23 protein-coding genes are annotated in these 17,766 nt (G+C 42.2%); all 23 read left to right on the forward strand.

The features are described 5' to 3' along the window. Nucleotides 1–9: 9 nt before the first annotated feature. The 23 genes from KQI87_RS05625 to KQI87_RS05735 all read left to right on the forward strand — a co-directional run bounded on the left by KQI87_RS05625 (nt 10) and on the right by KQI87_RS05735 (nt 17,755). On the forward strand, nt 10–753 hold the full coding sequence (locus KQI87_RS05625) for a hypothetical protein (RefSeq protein ID WP_216459256.1): 744 nt from the start codon (nt 10–12) through the stop codon (nt 751–753). A gap of 14 nt (nt 754–767) precedes the next feature. Next, the gene (locus KQI87_RS05630) at nt 768–1,628 is read left to right on the forward strand and encodes an ATP-binding protein (protein ID WP_253292388.1); all 861 of its coding nucleotides are present in this window, start codon (nt 768–770) and stop codon (nt 1,626–1,628) included. 15 nt (nt 1,629–1,643) lie between these two features. Then, nucleotides 1,644–2,057, forward strand: coding sequence for a helix-turn-helix domain-containing protein (locus KQI87_RS05635; protein WP_216459257.1), 414 nt, complete (start codon nt 1,644–1,646; stop codon nt 2,055–2,057). Nucleotides 2,058–2,069: 12 nt separating this feature from the next. After that, a complete protein-coding gene (locus KQI87_RS05640; RefSeq protein ID WP_216459258.1) occupies nt 2,070–2,348 on the forward strand; it encodes a hypothetical protein in 279 nt (92 codons plus the stop codon). Nucleotides 2,349–2,354: 6 nt separating this feature from the next. Beyond that, nucleotides 2,355–2,786: a RusA family crossover junction endodeoxyribonuclease gene (locus tag KQI87_RS05645; RefSeq protein ID WP_216459259.1), complete on the forward strand. Its 432-nt coding sequence runs from the start codon at nt 2,355–2,357 to the stop codon at nt 2,784–2,786. A 19-nt stretch (nt 2,787–2,805) separates the two neighbouring features. After that, nucleotides 2,806–3,411: a hypothetical protein gene (locus KQI87_RS05650; RefSeq protein ID WP_216459260.1), complete on the forward strand. Its 606-nt coding sequence runs from the start codon at nt 2,806–2,808 to the stop codon at nt 3,409–3,411. Nucleotides 3,412–3,430: 19 nt separating this feature from the next. Continuing rightward, on the forward strand, nt 3,431–3,709 hold the full coding sequence (locus KQI87_RS05655) for a hypothetical protein (RefSeq protein ID WP_216459261.1): 279 nt from the start codon (nt 3,431–3,433) through the stop codon (nt 3,707–3,709). A gap of 131 nt (nt 3,710–3,840) precedes the next feature. After that, entirely contained in the window at nt 3,841–4,017 is a 177-nt protein-coding gene (locus KQI87_RS05660) for a hypothetical protein (protein WP_216459262.1), read from the forward strand. Continuing rightward, the gene (locus tag KQI87_RS05665) at nt 3,957–4,796 is read left to right on the forward strand and encodes a hypothetical protein (protein WP_216459263.1); all 840 of its coding nucleotides are present in this window, start codon (nt 3,957–3,959) and stop codon (nt 4,794–4,796) included. Before KQI87_RS05660 ends, KQI87_RS05665 begins: the two co-directional genes overlap by 61 nt. 18 nt (nt 4,797–4,814) lie before the next feature. Continuing rightward, nucleotides 4,815–5,753: a phage major capsid protein gene (locus KQI87_RS05670; protein WP_216459264.1), complete on the forward strand. Its 939-nt coding sequence runs from the start codon at nt 4,815–4,817 to the stop codon at nt 5,751–5,753. Nucleotides 5,754–5,768: 15 nt separating this feature from the next. Next, nucleotides 5,769–6,185 (forward strand): hypothetical protein, encoded by a 417-nt coding sequence (locus tag KQI87_RS05675; protein ID WP_216459265.1) that lies wholly within the window; start codon nt 5,769–5,771, stop codon nt 6,183–6,185. A 12-nt stretch (nt 6,186–6,197) separates the two neighbouring features. Then, complete coding sequence (locus KQI87_RS05680; protein ID WP_216459266.1) at nt 6,198–6,590, forward strand: hypothetical protein; 393 nt, start codon at nt 6,198–6,200, stop codon at nt 6,588–6,590. Nucleotides 6,591–6,605: 15 nt separating this feature from the next. Then, a complete protein-coding gene (yqbG, locus tag KQI87_RS05685) occupies nt 6,606–6,995 on the forward strand; it encodes a protein YqbG (RefSeq protein ID WP_216459267.1) in 390 nt (129 codons plus the stop codon). 9 nt (nt 6,996–7,004) lie between these two features. Further along, nucleotides 7,005–7,364, forward strand: a complete 360-nt coding sequence (locus KQI87_RS05690) for a DUF3599 family protein (RefSeq protein WP_216459268.1) — start codon at nt 7,005–7,007, stop codon at nt 7,362–7,364. After that, a complete protein-coding gene (locus KQI87_RS05695; protein WP_216459269.1) occupies nt 7,364–7,849 on the forward strand; it encodes an HK97 gp10 family phage protein in 486 nt (161 codons plus the stop codon). The genes KQI87_RS05690 and KQI87_RS05695 overlap by 1 nt, the downstream gene beginning before the upstream one ends. Before the next feature lie 12 nt (nt 7,850–7,861). Continuing rightward, nucleotides 7,862–8,335 (forward strand): hypothetical protein, encoded by a 474-nt coding sequence (locus KQI87_RS05700; protein ID WP_216459270.1) that lies wholly within the window; start codon nt 7,862–7,864, stop codon nt 8,333–8,335. An 18-nt stretch (nt 8,336–8,353) separates the two neighbouring features. Continuing rightward, on the forward strand, nt 8,354–8,599 hold the full coding sequence (locus KQI87_RS05705; protein ID WP_216459271.1) for a hypothetical protein: 246 nt from the start codon (nt 8,354–8,356) through the stop codon (nt 8,597–8,599). Beyond that, nucleotides 8,599–9,939: a phage tail sheath subtilisin-like domain-containing protein gene (locus tag KQI87_RS05710; RefSeq protein ID WP_216459272.1), complete on the forward strand. Its 1,341-nt coding sequence runs from the start codon at nt 8,599–8,601 to the stop codon at nt 9,937–9,939. The genes KQI87_RS05705 and KQI87_RS05710 overlap by 1 nt, the downstream gene beginning before the upstream one ends. A gap of 21 nt (nt 9,940–9,960) precedes the next feature. Next, nucleotides 9,961–10,398, forward strand: a complete 438-nt coding sequence (locus tag KQI87_RS05715; protein WP_216459273.1) for a phage tail tube protein — start codon at nt 9,961–9,963, stop codon at nt 10,396–10,398. A gap of 75 nt (nt 10,399–10,473) precedes the next feature. Next, nucleotides 10,474–10,950: a phage tail assembly chaperone gene (locus KQI87_RS05720; protein WP_216459274.1), complete on the forward strand. Its 477-nt coding sequence runs from the start codon at nt 10,474–10,476 to the stop codon at nt 10,948–10,950. Between the two features lie 221 nt (nt 10,951–11,171). Then, nucleotides 11,172–15,824 (forward strand): phage tail tape measure protein, encoded by a 4,653-nt coding sequence (locus KQI87_RS05725; protein ID WP_216459275.1) that lies wholly within the window; start codon nt 11,172–11,174, stop codon nt 15,822–15,824. After that, entirely contained in the window at nt 15,814–16,542 is a 729-nt protein-coding gene (locus KQI87_RS05730; protein WP_216459276.1) for an SH3 domain-containing protein, read from the forward strand. The genes KQI87_RS05725 and KQI87_RS05730 overlap by 11 nt, the downstream gene beginning before the upstream one ends. Nucleotides 16,543–16,555: 13 nt before the next feature. After that, a complete protein-coding gene (locus KQI87_RS05735; RefSeq protein WP_216459277.1) occupies nt 16,556–17,755 on the forward strand; it encodes an SH3 domain-containing protein in 1,200 nt (399 codons plus the stop codon). Nucleotides 17,756–17,766: the final 11 nt, after the last annotated feature.

Genomic DNA, 17,766 nt, shown 5'->3' on the forward strand with positions numbered 1-17,766 from the left:
GGCAGCAGGATGGCTCAGAAAAGAATGTTCACAATGAAGGTAATAGACAGCGATGCGTTTTTAGATATGCCAATGTCGGCACAATGCTTATATTTCCATTTAAACATGAGAGCCGACGACGATGGTTTTGTTGGGAATCCAAAGAGGATAATGAGATCGGTCGGGGGCAGGGACGATGACCTGAGGATCCTGATTGCTAAGCGTTTTATTCTGACATTTGAAGATGGTGTGATCGTCATAAAACATTGGCGTATGCATAATTGTATTTCACAGAATCGTTATCACGAAACTCAGTATACAGACGAAAAAAGCCAGCTACTTATTAAAGATAATAATTCATATTCTTTGACGCATGGGACTCCTATAAATGATACAAAACTTGTTAAAGCTCAAAGTGGAGCAGCGGTTTTGGAAGATAAAGATATAAACGAGGAAAGCACTAAAAAAACTAAGAGAAATGATTATCCAGATGATTTCGAGGAATTTTGGGCTGAGTATCCTAAAAAAGCCGATAAGGGAATGGCCTATAAAAAATATCAGGCTCGTATAAAGAGTGGATTTTCGCCAGAGGAGCTGAGACAGGCAGCAAGAAATTATCGAATGGAATGTGAAAGAGAACATAAGAATCCTCAGTATATCAAACATGCAAAAACATTTCTTGGAGATGCTACACCGTTTGTGGATTATCTGGAAAGAAAACAGACAGCAGAAAATAATTCGACAGGAAAAGCAGACTTTAGTCAATATTTGTAAGGGGGCAGTGAGAAATGGACACAGCAGCACAGTATATCCCCATGGAACCTTCCGAAGCAGTTACGCAGATTCATCATGGAGATTATAAAGACGAGGACGGCTTGTGGCATTGTGGCATATGTGGGAAAGCGAGACAGAAAAGAATAAACAGTCCATTTTTCCCAAAAGTGGTCTGGTGTATTTGCGATTGCAGGATAAAGGAACTAGAGGAACAGAGACAGAAAGAAGAGTATCAGGAAGAGATGAGCCGTATTCAGCGGTTAAAAGATGCTTCTATGATGGCCAGCAAATTTCGTGATGCAAGATTTTCTGAATATCAGCAGAGGGAAGAAAACCAGAAGGCGTTTAGAATTTCTCAAAAATACACTGCTCAGTTTAAACAGATGATCACGGAAGGAAATCCAAAAACAAAAGAGAAAAATGTAGGTTTGGTGTTCTATGGTCCATGTGGTACCGGGAAGAGTTTTACGGCGGCCTGTATTGCAAATGAATTGATGGAGCAGAAGATATCCGTAATCATGACATCTTTTGTGAAGATATTGCAGGACATCCAGGGGCAGGATGAAGCTGCATACATAGGAATGCTGAATGCGTGCAGTTTACTTATCATTGATGATTTGGGAGCTGAGAGGAATACGGATTATGCACTGGAAAAAGTGTACAACGTCATTGACAGCAGGGTAAGAGCAGACAAGCCAATGATTTTAACAACCAATCTTACGTTTGATGAAATGATGAGGAATCCAGATATCAGATATCGTAGGATATATGACAGGATTTTTGAACATTGTATTCCGGTTGAGATACCGGGAAAGTCTTTTAGAATTATAAAAGCCGCGCAGAGGCAGAAACAGCTTGAGGATTATTTCAGTTAAGAGGAGAAAGAACGAATGGAAGAAAGTTCAACACAGAAAGTAGGAAAAGAGATTAAAAGAGTCAGAAACCAGATGGGGTTATCTCAGAAAGCATTCGGGAAGCTTATTGGAAGAAGTGAGAGCCAGATTGGAGCTTATGAGAATGCAACAACAAGTATTGCAGTAGATGTTCTTTTTAAGATTGCTGCAGTTGCAAAAATAAATCCAGAGGAGTTGATCGCAGGACCGCCGAAGAAAGAAGCAAAAAGCGGATGGGATGCAGAATTACGTATTTATGGTCTGGAAGATCGCAAAACGGTTATGACAATCCTTGCGGTGAATGGGTACGATGTAGGGCAGCATAAAAAGCAGGTGACACCGACAGGAAAGTCAGTGGCGTATTTTGTTCATGCTACTGATCGTAAGGAGAATGCGGACACCTCAAAGTAGAAGGTGGGTAAAATGAAATATCGAAGAAGGAATCCTGTTGCAGATGCATTTCAGTTGAACAGGGATGCCGAAGTAAATGCACCAGAATGGTTTTTGCGAGCAGTCAAGAAAGAAGTCATTTATTTTGACCGATGCATTATGGATGGAGCTGTCCGTATATATGGATGCACGATAAATACCGGGTGCGGAAAGCTGAGGGCGAAAATAGGCGATTACATTGTAAGAGAACATACAGGAGAAATAAGACCGTATAAATCACGGGAATTTTCAAGTGTGTTTGAAGGAGTATAAAAGATAATGGAAGTCAAATTTACCATATATGGAGAACCGAAAGGGAAAGGCCGCCCGAGGTTTAATACCAAGACGGGACATGCCTCGACACCAAAAGATACCGTAAATTATGAAACTCTGGTTCATATGGAGTATTTGAGCCAGTGCGGAAATGCTAAATTTCCAGATGATGCCATGCTGGATATGAGGATAAAAGCATATTATTCAATTCCAAAAAGCAAATCAAAGAAGCAGCAGGGCCTTATGATGGAAGGCGTTGTCAGACCAACCAAAAAGCCGGATGTGGATAACTGTATAAAGATTATTGCGGATTCATTGAATAAGATCGCATACCATGATGATACGCAGATCGTAGATTGTCAGGTAAGAAAGTTTTATTCTGATAAGCCAAGAGTGGAAGTCCGGATTCTGGAAATAGAGAAACCTGTAAATAGATAGTTGAGAGAGGAAAAAACAAATGGGAATTAGTACAAATTGGCAGGAAATTACAATGGAAAGTGAGTCTTTTTCACAGATCAGAGAGAAATTTAATCTGTTGTTGCAGAAGCTGTTTCAGAAAATGGAACAGAACCATTCGGATGAAGGATCCATAAATATGAAGGTTGATGTTTCGATGGCAACAAGCTTTATCCCGGATGAGGACGGAAATTCCAGAGAGGTACATAAACCAGTATTAAAATACAAAATTAATACGCAGGTGCCTGTAAAAGATGGCTTTGACGGTAAGAACGATACCGAAATGGAGCTGGTATTTGATGAAGAGTTACAGCGGTTTGTCCTTAAATATGTTTCAGAAGGAGGTCAGCAGAGTTTCTTTGATCCTGAATATGCAGAGTTTATGAATACTGTTGATGCTGAGGCAACTGTCGTAGATGATAAACCTGCACTTCCTATGAAACAACCATTGCTGGAAACATCGAAAGAGGAGCCGACAGAGCAGGAAGAAAGCGTTTCAGACGGAGAAAAGACTTCTGATGATGAAATTATGGGACAGGAAGATACAAACGGTGCAGACGGCGGTACAGAATCCTCAGAAGATGATCCTTACCCTTATGATGAGTGAGAGGGGAGAACGAAAGAATATGGCGAGAGGTTCATTCGGAACATGCAGTAAATGCGGAAAAAGAATTATCTGGATAAAGACAAAAGCAGGTAAAAATATGCCGTGTGATCCAGCGTTTGTACATTATGTGGAACAGAAAGGCGGCAAGGACAGAATTGTTCTTAGTAATGGAGACGTAGTTGTAGGAACGGTTCAGGATTATGCAGAAAATACATCTGGTTATGGATATATTTCTCATTTTGCCACTTGTGAAGCAGCTAAGATGTTCAGAAGAAAAAGGAAAGCTGCAGATAGGTAAGGGGAAAAACGTTTCAATAAAAAAAGTAAGCCCCTGCCAGAACATATATGACAAGAGCCCACAAACGGATAACCTGATTATACATCGGGTGTGGATGATTAGTCAAACTATAGTTTCTGGAGGGGCATTTTATGACGGCAAAAGAGTATTTAGAACAGGTACGGCATAAACAGGCAGAGATTGGAAATCTGAAAAGAGATAAAGAAGCGGTGAAAGATATGTTGTTTTCCCTTGGTGGAGGCGGCGAATGCGAAAGAGTAGTAATTCTGATGATGTTGTTGAGAAAACACAAAAAAAGGGAATTATGAAAGCTGTTGTCGATGCGGTATCAAAAGCATTGCACTTAGATTCAACCGATGTGATTGAAAAAGGGGCGGTGAAAGATACCTACAATAAACGTATTGTCCGGGATAATTTCTGGACAGCATATTATTCTCTTTCCGATTACTTGCTGGAAACGTATAACCCACAAACAGGATGTTACGAGCCAGTACACGATGAAACCACTATCAGAGAAGCTTTAGAGGATTTCAATTCAATCGTAGTAGAATTACTGGCCAACAAAGAGGGCGTGTCTAAATCAATTGAAAAGGCAGGCAAAAAAATGAGCACGCAGAACCGTGAAGCCCTGCAGGGAATCCATGAAAGTCTGGGTGCATTTCTTGAGAAATTCAACGAAGAGGAGGACGAAGAAGTGAATAAGGCAGAAGTTGAGAAAGTTGTATCAGATGCAATTACAAAAGCTATGGCGAATCTTACTGTAACACCGTCTGTTGCGGTTCCGAGTGCCGAGGGTGAAGTAACTAATGGGGAAGGAGCTACAAACGTCGCACCGGGCGGTAACGTAGCTACAAATGGAGGCGTTACCGCTTCAGAGATTGAGAAAATGGTAGGCGAAGCTGTTCAGAAGGCTATGCAGCCGAAAGAAGAAGTCATTACTAAAGAAGTGGCAGAAGCGATGATCCAGGCAGCAGTTGCGAAAGCAATGGAGCCGATTCTAAAAAGTACAGGACTTCCTACCAATATGAATGATACAAACCTGCAGAAGAGTGCCGAAGAAGAGTGCTATCTGCACGGATTACTTTAAAAAGGGAGGAAAAACAGAATGAATGGCAATAGAACGATTGTAAGCAAAGCAGGGACAATTACGACTGGAACAATGACAAGCGGACTGATGCAGCCATATCAGGCAAAGAAATTTTTACAGCAGACTTTTGATGCTACTCCGCTTTCACAGGCAATCAGACATGAGATTAGAGACGAAAAATCTGGTGAGATTGACAAAATCGGAATTGGCAGAAGAATGCTGAGAGGAAAAACAGAGAACGTAGACGATGGCTACAGAGGCAGCGTTAAGTTTGGGTCCATCCATTATGAGACAAGTGCAGTTCGCCTTCCATGGGAAATTACAGAAGATACTCTTCGACAGAATATCGAACGTGAGAACGTTGAAAACACAATCACTAATCTTATGACAAAACAGATTGGTGTGGATTCAGAAGATTTGCTTATTAATGGTGATGAAGGAGCCAGTGAAAGTGATCCAGACTATGAGTTTCTTAAACTGAATACTGGTATCAAGAAGATGATTCTGGACGGTGGACATGTTGTCGACGTATCTGGAACTGGGGGCATGGATCTTGAAATGTTTTACAAAGCGGTTGCATCTATTCCAAATCGTTTCAATAACGGAAATCTTCGCTGGCTTATGAGTCCGACAACTGCACAGCAGTGGGAATTATTCCTTTTGGAAAAGATTACTGAAAAGGGCGGAGCCGTTCCACAGGAACTTTATAAGAGTCCTGTTGCGATTCCGTCTATGCAGGTTCCGGGACTGTCAAATGACACAATTATTCTTTCTGAGCCTAAGAATATTATTCAGGTTAATACCTATAACATGAGACTCCGCAAAGATGCGGCATCCAAAGATGCGATTATGCAGGATAAGAGATTCTACGTAGTTCACTTTGATTTCGATGTGTTACTTGAAGAGCTCGAGGCAACTGCTATTATTACAGGGCTTCCAGAATATGTATTTTCTTGATAAGGAGGAACAAAATTGTTTCATTTAAGATTACGAAAAGGACTTTCTTATTTTGGGATTGTGAGAGCGACAAGCGATAAACCGGATGTATATGTTCAGGAAAAGGAACAGGCCGACAGTCTTGTCAAGTCTGGATATTTCGAACTGGTAGGCAATACCGAAGTAGAAACGAAGAGAACGCTTGCTGTTAAAGAAGAACACCCGGAAGAGGATGGAGTTGATCTTTTCGGAGACGATGCCAAAGAAGATGAATCGCAGGAAAGACCTGAATTAATTGAACTTCAGGGGAAAACAAAAGCGGAGCTGACCGAATATGCCAACAATAAGGGTATTGATATCACCGGATGCAAGACCAAGGATGAAATATTACAGAAAATTACTGAGGCCATTGCAAGAGCGGTAGCAGCAAGAGAAGTGCTTAGTGAAGGATAAGGAGGGAAAAACATGTTACTGAATGCTTATGATTTAGGCAAGTGTGGAATCGAACAGGTATTATGTGTCGGAAGAGTATCATTTGACACAAAAGGAATTGCCGATGGTGTTGTGCTGGTAGAACTGCCTGAGAATATTATTATCACAAAAGCAGTTGCGGTAATTAAAACACCGTTTAATGCTGCGACCACCAATGTTCTTACTGTTGGTGTAAATGATAATGCAGATGATTTACTTGGTACAGATGATGTGACAGAGGGAACTGCTGGTGCATACCAGAAGGATATGTTTAAAATCTATAAAGGAAACAAAGTAAATGTAAGAGCAAAATATACATCTACCGGGGATGCCGCAACAGCAGGAGAAGCAGAAATCTACCTGAATGTTGTAAGAATCCCTGAATAAGAAAGGGCGTCAAATATGGCAGTAGAAAGACCGTGGGTCCTTCCAGAAGATGTGAAAGAGTATACGAGCCATAAGGATGTTGCAGAAAGACCAGATAAAAAGCTGGCCTTCGATATTGCCAGGGCCGAAATGAAGGTTATTCATGTTACGAATAATAAATTTACGGAATATGAAGAAATTCCCGAACCAGTGAAAATGGCAGTCATACTTGTAGCAGAGGCATATGCCAAAAATGACATTGAAGCTACTAAGAAAAAAATGAAAAGTGAATCTTTTGACGATTATTCTTATACTGCTGAGTCAGCTACGATCAGTCTTGATGGGCTTGATCTTGAGGAACTGCTTGGAGATTATATCATTACAGAGGGGATAGGCAAGACGGTGATGAGACTTAGGGTATTATAGGGAGGACGTATGTTTGAAGATTTTTTTAATCACAAATGTGATATATACCATCCTGTAAAATCTGAGACAAACATTAAATATGGCATCAAAGTGGAGCCGGTAGAAATGCGCAAGGACATTCCAGATTTAGAGAATGTACCTTGCCATTTTTATATAAATCCATCGCTGAGCATAAAGCAGAAGGAGCCATATGCAACTGTTGAAGGAGAATGCAAACTTGCACTGCCATATGGTACTGATATCAGGGAGAATGATTTTGTCAAAGGCTATGATCACATGTTTCGAGCCGGAATCCCGAAAGTTGTACATGGAAATCACCATATTGTTGTGACGATGCATAGTGAGGATGGCATAAAGGGGGCGGTTTGATGATTGATGCAAGTCAGTTAGAGGCATTCGCAAGCAAGGTTGAAGCTGCAAGAGCTGATTTGAAACCCTATATGGGTAAAACTCTGGAAGAAGTCGGAGAGGAGTTCCTGACAATCATTCAGGGCAATATCGAATCGCTTGGAAATGTGGATACAGGAAAACTGCTTGCCAGCTTTACAAAGGGCGGTGCGGGTAATATCTGGAATCTCGATCTCGGAGGATTGACACTGCAGATCGGAACAAATGTGGAATATGCTAAATGGGTTGACCGTGGACATAGACAGACGCCGGGACGTTTTGTTCCCGGTGTTTTTGATGGAGGAAAGTTCAGATACGTTCCTGGTGCAAAAACAGGAATGGTATTAAAAGCATCCTTTGTTAAGGGCTCCTTTTATTTCAGCAGGTCTGCGGATACATTGAGACGTATGCTTCCAGAAATGGCAAGCAAGTCTTTAGAACAGTTTTTCCGGCGCTATTTTCCGTAGGGGGTTAATTGTATGGACATTAGCTTAGAACAGAGCCTTGCGGCCGTGATAAGGTTTATTCAGGACAATTCAGAGGAGGGAACAAAGTTGTACTTCGAAGATATATCGGAGGACTTCTATGTTCCCTCTATTTATTTCCAGATTCCATATACCGCTGGAAGAAAAGCAACGCTGAGTTCTTATTGTACCACTATGACAATGAATATCTGGATCATGGAGCGTTCGGATTGGGAGGCGCAGGCAAAGGCGGCAGGTATGCGAGACGGCATTATGCTGAACAATTGTCTGATTCCGATTATGGATGAAGAAGGAAAAGCAACCGGGAAGTCTTTGAGAGTAACACCACCAACAACCCGAAAAATAGACGATGGAATTGTAGAATTGTCAATTTCATTTGATGTGTATTTCCAGCCGGAAGTGCAGACAACAAAGATGCAGAAATTCTATATCGCATGGAGTAAAGCAATACAGAAAACAAATAAATAGACAAGGAGGGCAAAAAGAATGGCAGCAAAAAAGATTGCTGAGGAGACTGCTGGTGCTGTTATAGCAGAACCGGCAGTAGAACCAAGCGCAAAAGAACCGAAGTATGCAGTAGAAAAGCTTCGGGAAAACAGCACGGTGTTGTTTGGCGTGTCACGAAGCACTTTTGATGGTGCGATGTATGGACATGCTGAGAAGGAATACACAAAGAAAGAAGCGAAGGCTATTATTGATAAATGGCTTTACGGAAAGGAAGGTAACGAATAATGGCAGGTGGAACATTTAAATTATCACAGCCTAAAGTACGCCCGGGCGTATATGTTAATGTAAAGAACGGAAGACAGCCAACCGCATCCAGTTCTTTACGTGGTACCGCAGTAATTCCGTTAATCGGTTATGACTGGGGACCAAGAGGAGAATGGATCGTTATTTCCGCTGATTCTCCAGATGGACATTTAGCAGAACTTGGACGAAGTGTTTACGATGACACAAGCTCCGCAATGCTGATGATGCAGCTTATGCTTCTGAAAGCGACTACAGTATATGTATATATCCCGGATGGTGGAACCGCTGCTACAAAGGATATCACTGTAGGCGGTAAGACCCTGAAAGCAACTGCCAAGTACAAGGGAAGTCTTGGGAATACAGCAAAGATTGTATCAGTTGCTAATCCGGTAGGCGGTTTTGATGTGTCCATTATTGTGAATGGTTCCGAAGTTGAAATGCTGGAAGGTGTCAAGACTATGGACGAGTTAAAGGGTGCATCCGCTTATGTAGATTTTGTCGGAACTGGTGAAATGGCAGCGTTTGCCTCTGCGACACTGGAAGGAGGAACCGACACTACATCTGGAAATGCTGGTATCTCCGATTTTCTTGATAAGTCTGAAAAGGTCCGTTTCAATTGTATGTGTTTCCCATGCACTGAAACATCTTTACAGGCGGCATTGCTTACAAAGATTAAATATATCCGCGAGAGTATCGGTTGGAAGTGTCAGGCAGTAGCACCGAATTTCTCCGCAGATTATGAGGGAATCATCAATCTGGTGAACTCCTTTGTATATGGAGATAGAGCACTGACAACAGCAGAGGCGTGTGCATGGCTTGCTGGAGCTACCGCAGGTGCAGACAAAGTTGATACGCTTACATATGCCACTGTAACAAATGCCACTGCAGTAGTAGGCGAGATGAATAACGAAGCATCCATTACCGCTATTAAAGCTGGACAGACATTTTTCAGTGTTGATGAGGAAGGTGCTGTTATTCTGGAATATGACATCAATAGCCGTGTTAATATCGGTTCTGATGATCCACAGGATATTAATAAAAATCGTCCGCTTCGTGTTTACGATAGTTTTGCCAATGATCTGCTTGTTACTTTCCGTCCAGGTAAGTACAATGCACGTCCTGAGGAATATCCTGTCGTAGAAGGAATTGGACGCTCTATGCTGAAAAACTATGAGGAAGAAGGAGCGGTCAGCGAAGTTGACTATGATAATGACTTCCTTGTAGATTCAGAGAGATCGGTTGGAGATAGTCTGTATTTCAATGTAGGACTGAAAGCCGTAGACAGTGCAGACAAATATTATTTCAATGTTGTTGCACGATAGTAAGAAAGGAGGAAAAAAGAGATGGCAGGCGAACGTGTAAATAGAAGCCCTCTTTCAGCAAGAGAGGGTAAAGTATACCTGGATGGTGTTTTAATTGCTGACGCTTGTAAGTTCTTAGTTGTATTCAAACCGACAGTATGGTCCGGTAAGCAGCTCTCAGAACGAGGAACGAACCGGCGCTGGATTGGATACGATATCGAAGTTACGGTTGAAGAGTGGAAAACCACACGAAGATACCGTGGAATGATTGACGAATATCTGAAATCAGGAAAAACCCCAGAACTTACCATTCAGGGTATTCAGGACGATAAAAACTCAGATTTCTATGACGTAAATAAGAGCGAAGAGGTTACCTGTATCGGTTGTGTTCCTACAGATGATATTAACTTGATTGATATGGATACTGAGGGCGACGTAGTTAAGGAATCTATCAAGTTCGGAGCAAAAGATCTGGTTTAAAGAGTAGTTGTAAATATAGCGAACAGGGGAGGGAACAGCCCTCCCTTTTAGTATTGAAAAATGGAGGAAAAAAGAATGGGTATCAACATGAAAGCATTTATGAAACCGGAGTTAAGAGATCGTGGAACAATGGAGTTCCCGGGAATTGCAAAGTATGTAGATGAAGAAGGAAAACCAATTCCGTTCATTATCAAGAGACTTTCGACCAAAGAAATTAGAGAAATCAGAAATAATTACAAGAGTCGGACTGTATATCGAGACAAAAACAACGGAGATCGTCCGATTGTTGCTGCTAACGGACAGGTTGCAGTCCTGAATGAATATGACAGTGAATCAGCAGGACTTGAGATGATGGTGGAGGCATTTGTGCAGCCGAAACTGGATGATCCAGAACTGATGAAATTTTATGGAGTATATGATCGCCTTGATATGCCGAACATTATCTTCCCGGACAGAGACGATTTCAAATATGCAGATCAGTGCCTGATGGAGGCGTGCGGGCTTGCTTCTAAAAAGGACGATAAAGAGGTTGTTGAAGAATTAAAAAAATGATGTCCGGGGAAAGCAAGGATGAAGATTCTTACGATTGGATGTGGGCTCACTTATTGTGGCAGAAAAGAGGACTCCGCATGGAGGAGTTTGCATCTATGGACAGGAACATACAGCTTGCTTATATAGCCTCGGAGGAACTGGCAAGAGACAGACCACTTAATGCCAATGACAAATTGGCTAAAGTTTATATAAAGACAAAATGAAAAGGACGGTGATGGAAAATGGGTGATGTGTCTGTACGTATGACCTTGCAGGATGATGTTAGTGCAAAAATGCAGAGAATAACAAGCACGGCACGGACAGCAGCTAGTCAGCTTAGCAGCGCTGGGAGAGCTATGGACAATGCTTTTCGTTCCAGCACCGTTGATTCATTTGCAAGTCAGGCAGGAAGTGCCTTCAATTCAGTTGAAGATGATGCGGAGGCACTTGGAAATGCCATTGAAGAAGCTGTAAATGGATTTAATGATTTTTCAGCAGGAAGTACAGGGGGAATAGAATCTGCTTTTTCCGAAGCGGCTAACAGTGCAGATGATTTATCTGACAGCGCATCCAGGGCTTCGGAAAGTGTAGATGAACTTGCAGGCTCAACGGACGGTCTGGGAGATGGCGCGTACGGTTTAGAGTCATTGGCAGGACAGGTGGATGATGCAGGAAACTCAATGGATGAGGCATCATCAAAGGCAATAAATTTTAGTGGAGCATTGCGAACTCTTTTTGCGGTAGTATCAGCTGCGGCAGTTATCGGACAAGTGAGAGATTTCGCCAATGATTCCGTAGAACTTGGTAGAAATTATACTTCCGTAATGTCAGAAGTTGCGGCGATTTCAGGTGCATCCTCCAGTGATCTTGCTATGATGGAGAACACTGCCAGAGAATATGGTGCAACTACTGTCTTTTCAGCATCTGAGGCAGCAGAAGCCCTCAAATATATGAGTTTGGCAGGATGGGATGCACAACAGTCAACGTCAGCTTTGGGTGGTGTCCTTAACCTTGCTGCGGCTTCTGGTATGGGGCTGGGCGAAGCATCCGACATGGTTACCGATTATTTGTCTGCGTTCGGTATGGAGGCAAGCCAATCAACATATTTTGCTGATATGCTGGCATATGCTCAGTCCAACAGTAATACCACTGCGGCACAGTTAGGAGAAGCATATAAGAATGCTGCGGCTAATATGCACGCCGCCGGACAGGATGTAGAGACGACCACTTCACTGTTGGAGGCTATGGCGAACCAAGGTCGAAAAGGTTCTGAAGCTGGTACAACGCTGGGAGCCATGATGCGAGATATTACGGCTAAAATGGACGATGGTGCGATCAAGATAGGTGAAACCTCTATTGCTGTTCAGGATGCTTCTGGAAACTTCCGAGATATGACAGATATCTTGACAGAGGTAGGAGAAGCCACAGAAGGAATGGGAAGTGCTCAGAGAGCTGCGGCATTGAGTTCCGTATTTACCGATGATTCCATTAAGGGTGTAAATATGGTGCTGACAGAAGGCATGGACAAGGTTGCTGGATATGAAGAAGCCTTGAGAAGTGCTGGCGGGGCATCAGAAGATATGGCCAATATTATGAATGACAATCTCAATGGTGATCTGGCAAACATGAACAGCGCATATGAAGAAATGCAGTTGCAGGTCTTTGAGGCGATGGAAGAACCAATGCGTGAGGGCGCCCAGTGGATTACAAGCGATATTATTCCGACGCTTACAGATTGGGTACCGGAGGCATTTGGAAGTTTAGCAGGCGGTATTTCAAAAGTGGGGAATGCGATAGCACCATTGGTGAAAAATGTATTAAAGAATCCTCAGGCAGTAGCAAGTGCATTTACATCTATTGGTGCTGGATTTGCAGCAATGAAAACTGTAAATACTGGATTTGCCATTGCGAAGAATGTGTCAGAAGCAGGCGGTATTGTCAGTGCTCTTGGAAAATTTGGAACCAGTTTATTCGGTACCCCATGGGCGGCAGGTGCTGCGGTAGCAGTAGGTGCTATTACGGCGGTAGGATTAGCTGTTAAGAAATATAACGATATTCAGATTGAAGATAGTTTGAACAGTCATTTTGGAAATATAGAACTGGATGAATCACAAATACAGGATTTTGCATCGCGTGTGATCAATGCGCAATGGCTTGTAAATATCAATGCGGCCCTTGGACATTTTGAAAACGCGGAAGAACTTAATCAGCAGGCGCAGGATGCTCTTGCGGCAAATGATGCTCTGGAATGGAAAGCACGTGTCGGTATAACGTTGTCAGAAGATGAACAGTCCAGCTATATGCAGAATATAGAGACGTTCAAGTCAAATATAGAACAGGCGCTTACAGAACAGACACTTGCTGCGGAAATGACCGTAAAAGAGTTCAATATCAAAATGCCGGATGGATCCAGTCTCAGTTCTCAAATTGAGAAATGGGCTGAGCAGGATCTTGGACAGATGGAGTATTTGTCCAGCGGTCTTACAAATCTGGTACAGTCTGCACTGGAAGATGGCATTATTGATGTTGATGAGCAGGCGGCTATCGACCAATTGCAGAGTAAGATTAACAATATCATGGAGGGGTGGCAGGAAGCAGAAGCACAGGCTCAGATGGATGTGCTGACGCAGAAATACGGCAAACTTTCAGGAAAAGATTTGACAACTGGTACCTTCACAAAAGTAGTGGAGGAACTGGGACAGCAGAGAGAGACAGCGACAGCTGCTCTGGAAACATCAGAAAAGAAATTATATACCACTTTGAATGCTTTAAATAGAGCAGACGAAAATGGTGTTCAGAGGATTTCTGATGCAGAACTTGGTGATTATAAACAGCAGGCTGGATATGCCGTAAGAAATAGTCAGGCAAGCATGATTGGAAATAGTCTGGAATTTGAGAAAAATACTTTATCTGATGCATACGGAGAAAAGTTAGAGAAAAATTATTCAGCAATCAAGGAAAAAACTGGTGATTTTTTAAGCAATGCAAATAGTTACCTTGCAAATCAAGATTATGGCTCATTAGTAAGCTCAATGGGAAATGCTTTTAGTAGCGCAATGACTGGAACTAGTTTTTTCAGTGGTAAAGATCAAAAAACACTATTCGATATATATGATACCATGAAACCTGACGTAGAAAGTATGGCAGGATTGATTGATGAGTATAGAGAGATGGGGCAAAAAGTTCCGGAAGATGTTATGACGGCGTTTAATGATGCTGTAAAGGTAGGTGCTGCAGCTGGTGATGCGGATGCTGCATGGCAGGTATTTGCAAATCAGATGATTGCTGATCCGGCAAGCGAAGCACTGGTACAGGCGATTCAGGATGGAACTGTAAGCGTTCCAGAAGAATTAAAGACTGCTATTGATAGAGCGACCACAGACGTTGATCCTGACCCGGTGACAATCGAAGGGATGCAGGCAGAAGTCGACGATATTGAAGTAAATCAGGACCATGTAGACGAATTACTGAATAAAGCCTTTGAAGGATTGGAGGCTACTGGAAATACCGCTACCATAAACGGAGTGGCAACGGTCGAGTATGAAGTAACAGCAGGCCAGACATTAAGTGAGATTGCCTTAGAATGTGGGGTTGCACTGGATGAGCTGCTTGCGGCTAATCCGCAGATTGAAAACCCAGATATCATTCAGATAGGACAGAAGATTAATATTCCGGCTAGTGCTTGTGAGGTTGATGCATCTGGTGTTGGAGAGGCTACAGAAGAAGCGGCGCAGAGTGAAACAGCAGAAACTATTGAAGCTGAGCAGGAAGTTAAAACGACTCTTACGGATAGTGGAGTAGATGCTTCTCAGACTGGACAGGCAGCAGAAGAAGCAGCAAAAAATCAGACATCTGAAACCATCGAAAGAGATCAGCCAGTAAAAACCAACATGACAAATGCTGGTGTAAATGATTCTGAGATAACGCAGGCGGCGCAGGAACAGGAGACGCAGGCAGAACCGAAAGAAACGGATGTTCCTACGACGATCAAGTTCGAAGTGGCAAGTCTGGATGATAGTGCGCTTGCATCCGCAATTTCCGAGAAATTACAGCAGGGTGAAGCTGTTCCGGTGGAAGTTCCGGCAAATGTAACTATCAAAGCTGGTGCTATTGATGATACCCAGTTATCATCCGAAATCACTGGAAAGCTGGGAGAGCAGAGTGCAGTTCCTATAAATGTTCCGGCAGATATTACGATCACCGCAGGAAATGTTGATCCTTCTCAGGCAGTGGCGACAACGCAGAGTGATGTGATCAGTGCATTTTCCACTGCACTTCCGGCTGATGGAACAGTAGACGTTACGCTTGCTAAAGGTTCCGACAACATTGACGCGCTTTATTCATACGTAGGTGGGCTTGTTACAAGTGCCTGGGCGAATCCGTATTCCGCATCCGGCACTGTAAATGTAACACTGACAGCGAATTATTCCCTTGCAAATCCATCAAAAACCATCAGTTTTGGTGGAGGAGCAACTGGATCAGCAACGGTAACCGCTTCGCTTCATGCGGATGGCGGTATTTTTGATGAGCCACATCTTGGTATGGTTGCAGAGGCAGGACCAGAAGCAATTATCCCATTGAATGGATCAGAAAATGCGTATTCCTTATGGCAGGAGGCAGGAAAACGTTTAGGTGCATTGAGTGATAGACCTATTCAAATGGCTCCGTCCATTTATTCAGAGGGGAAAAATAACGGTTCAACAAATGAAGAGAAAGCATCCGGCAATAATCGTAGTATTGATATTAATATTAATGGCAGCGGAAAAATAACTGCTGGTAATGGTGTATCAAAGGACGATATTGTGCAGGTGCTCATGGAAAAGGTAAAAGATGTATTTGTGAATATCGTAGCAGAAGAAGCATTAGTAGGAGGCGACGCATCGTATGAGTACTAATATTTTTAAGGAGAAGTCAAACAATCCAACAAAATATAGAATGTTTTTTAATTACAACAACGATAAGACGGTTCGCGTTGTCCCGATGCTTCCAGAAAAGTTTTCCGTTACAGTGAATGGAAAATTAACATCTGTAGATATAGATATGTTTGGAGAAATTCTGCACCGGGGGAAAAGGGATGCAATGACAATTGAATTTGAATCAATTTTCCCTCCGGTGTACGGAAAAAATTATTGTTCCTGCTTAAAGAAGGAATTTAAAACACCTGCAAAGTGGCACGAATGGATGATGAAGTTACTGAACAAGAAAAATCCATTTCATTTTGTACTTGTTGGAGGACCGTTTGCTATAAACATATATGCTGATCTTGCATTATATGAAGCATACGAGCAGGGCGGTGACGTAGGGGCAATTTATTATAAAGTGAAGATAAGGGAACATAGAAAACCATCCGTTACCACTTATAAGAAAAAGAATAATAAAAAGGCCAAAACAACGGATACAGGAAAAAGGCCGAGTAATAAAACAACCTTGAAATATAAAGTAACTGCTGGCAGTGGACTTCATTTGAGGACAGGGCCGAATGCAACGATAATAGCATTGATTCCAAATGGAAAGACCGTTACATCAGATGGGAAAAAGAACGGGAGCTGGTACCATGTGAAGTATGGCAGCAAGTGGGGATATGCTTACAGCTCTTATCTGAGCAAAGTATAAGAGGTACCGCACGATGAATGAAATCAAAGTAAAAATTGGGAAAAACGGTACATATACGAATGTAACAAAATTGGTAAAGAAAGTTACTGTTGCAGGACGAAGAGGAGATGCACCGCGGACTTTGACTGCAATTCTCTCAGATTCTGAACAGTATACAAGGGCAACCGCAAATTCTGGTGAAGGGCAGAACGTATTTTTTTACAGTAAAAAGAAAGAATTGTTCCGGGGCATTCTTATGACAGATAACCGGAGCAATAAAAGAACACTGTCTATAAAAGCATATGATAATTGCATTTATCTCTGCAATAATAAGGGAAATTTTTCTTTTAAAAATAAGACGGCCACATATATTTTTCAGTATTGTTTGAAACAGTTAGGACTTCCGTTAGGCGCTGCTGCGAATACAGTATATGTGATCGGTGAGCTGATAAAGAAGAATACAACCTACTGGGATGTAATAGAAGATGCACTGAGCCAGACGTATTACGCAACTGGTATTCGGTATTATGTATCTTCTGAAAAAGGGAAAATATATCTGAGGAAGAGGAGAGAACAAACCTCGATGCCTTTATTATCCCTTGATACGAATATTAAAACGTATGAAATGTCCCGGTCTATTTATAACACAAGGACCAGATTGACGTTGATAACCTCGAAGGGGAACAGTAAGGGCAGTACAATAGATTCCGCTTTAGAGAAGAAAATCGGCAGGTTTTCAGACATTGAAAGTGTAGATGAGGACATCACTCAGACAGAAATAAATCAGAGGATCAAAACTTTTAAGATGGAAAAAGGCATCATAGATAAAGATTTGAAAGTTTCTGCGACTGGTGACACAAGATGCGTTTCTGGTAAATGTGCCTATGTGAAGATTTCCCCACTGGGAGTTGAACGGATCATGTTCATTGAAGAGGATACACATACATTCGAGAATGGACATCATACAATGGATCTGAAACTCAGTTATGATAAAACCTCAGGAACATCGTCTGGAGGAAGTAGTAGCTCAAAATCAAAAAGCGGTGGAAACAAATATAAAGTTACTGCGAATAGTGGGCTGAACTTGAGAAGTGGTCCGAATGCTGGTGTTATTGCTACGATTCCGCATGGAGAAACGGTGACATGGGATGGAAAGAGTGAGGGCAGTTGGTATCATGTGCAGTATAACGGAACATGGGGATATGCAAGCAGCTCTTGGCTAGAAAAAGCATAGCGTTTGGAGGT

Origin of the sequence: Blautia sp. MSJ-9, assembly GCF_018919065.1 — a bacterium.
Taxonomy (GTDB): domain Bacteria; phylum Bacillota; class Clostridia; order Lachnospirales; family Lachnospiraceae; genus Blautia_A.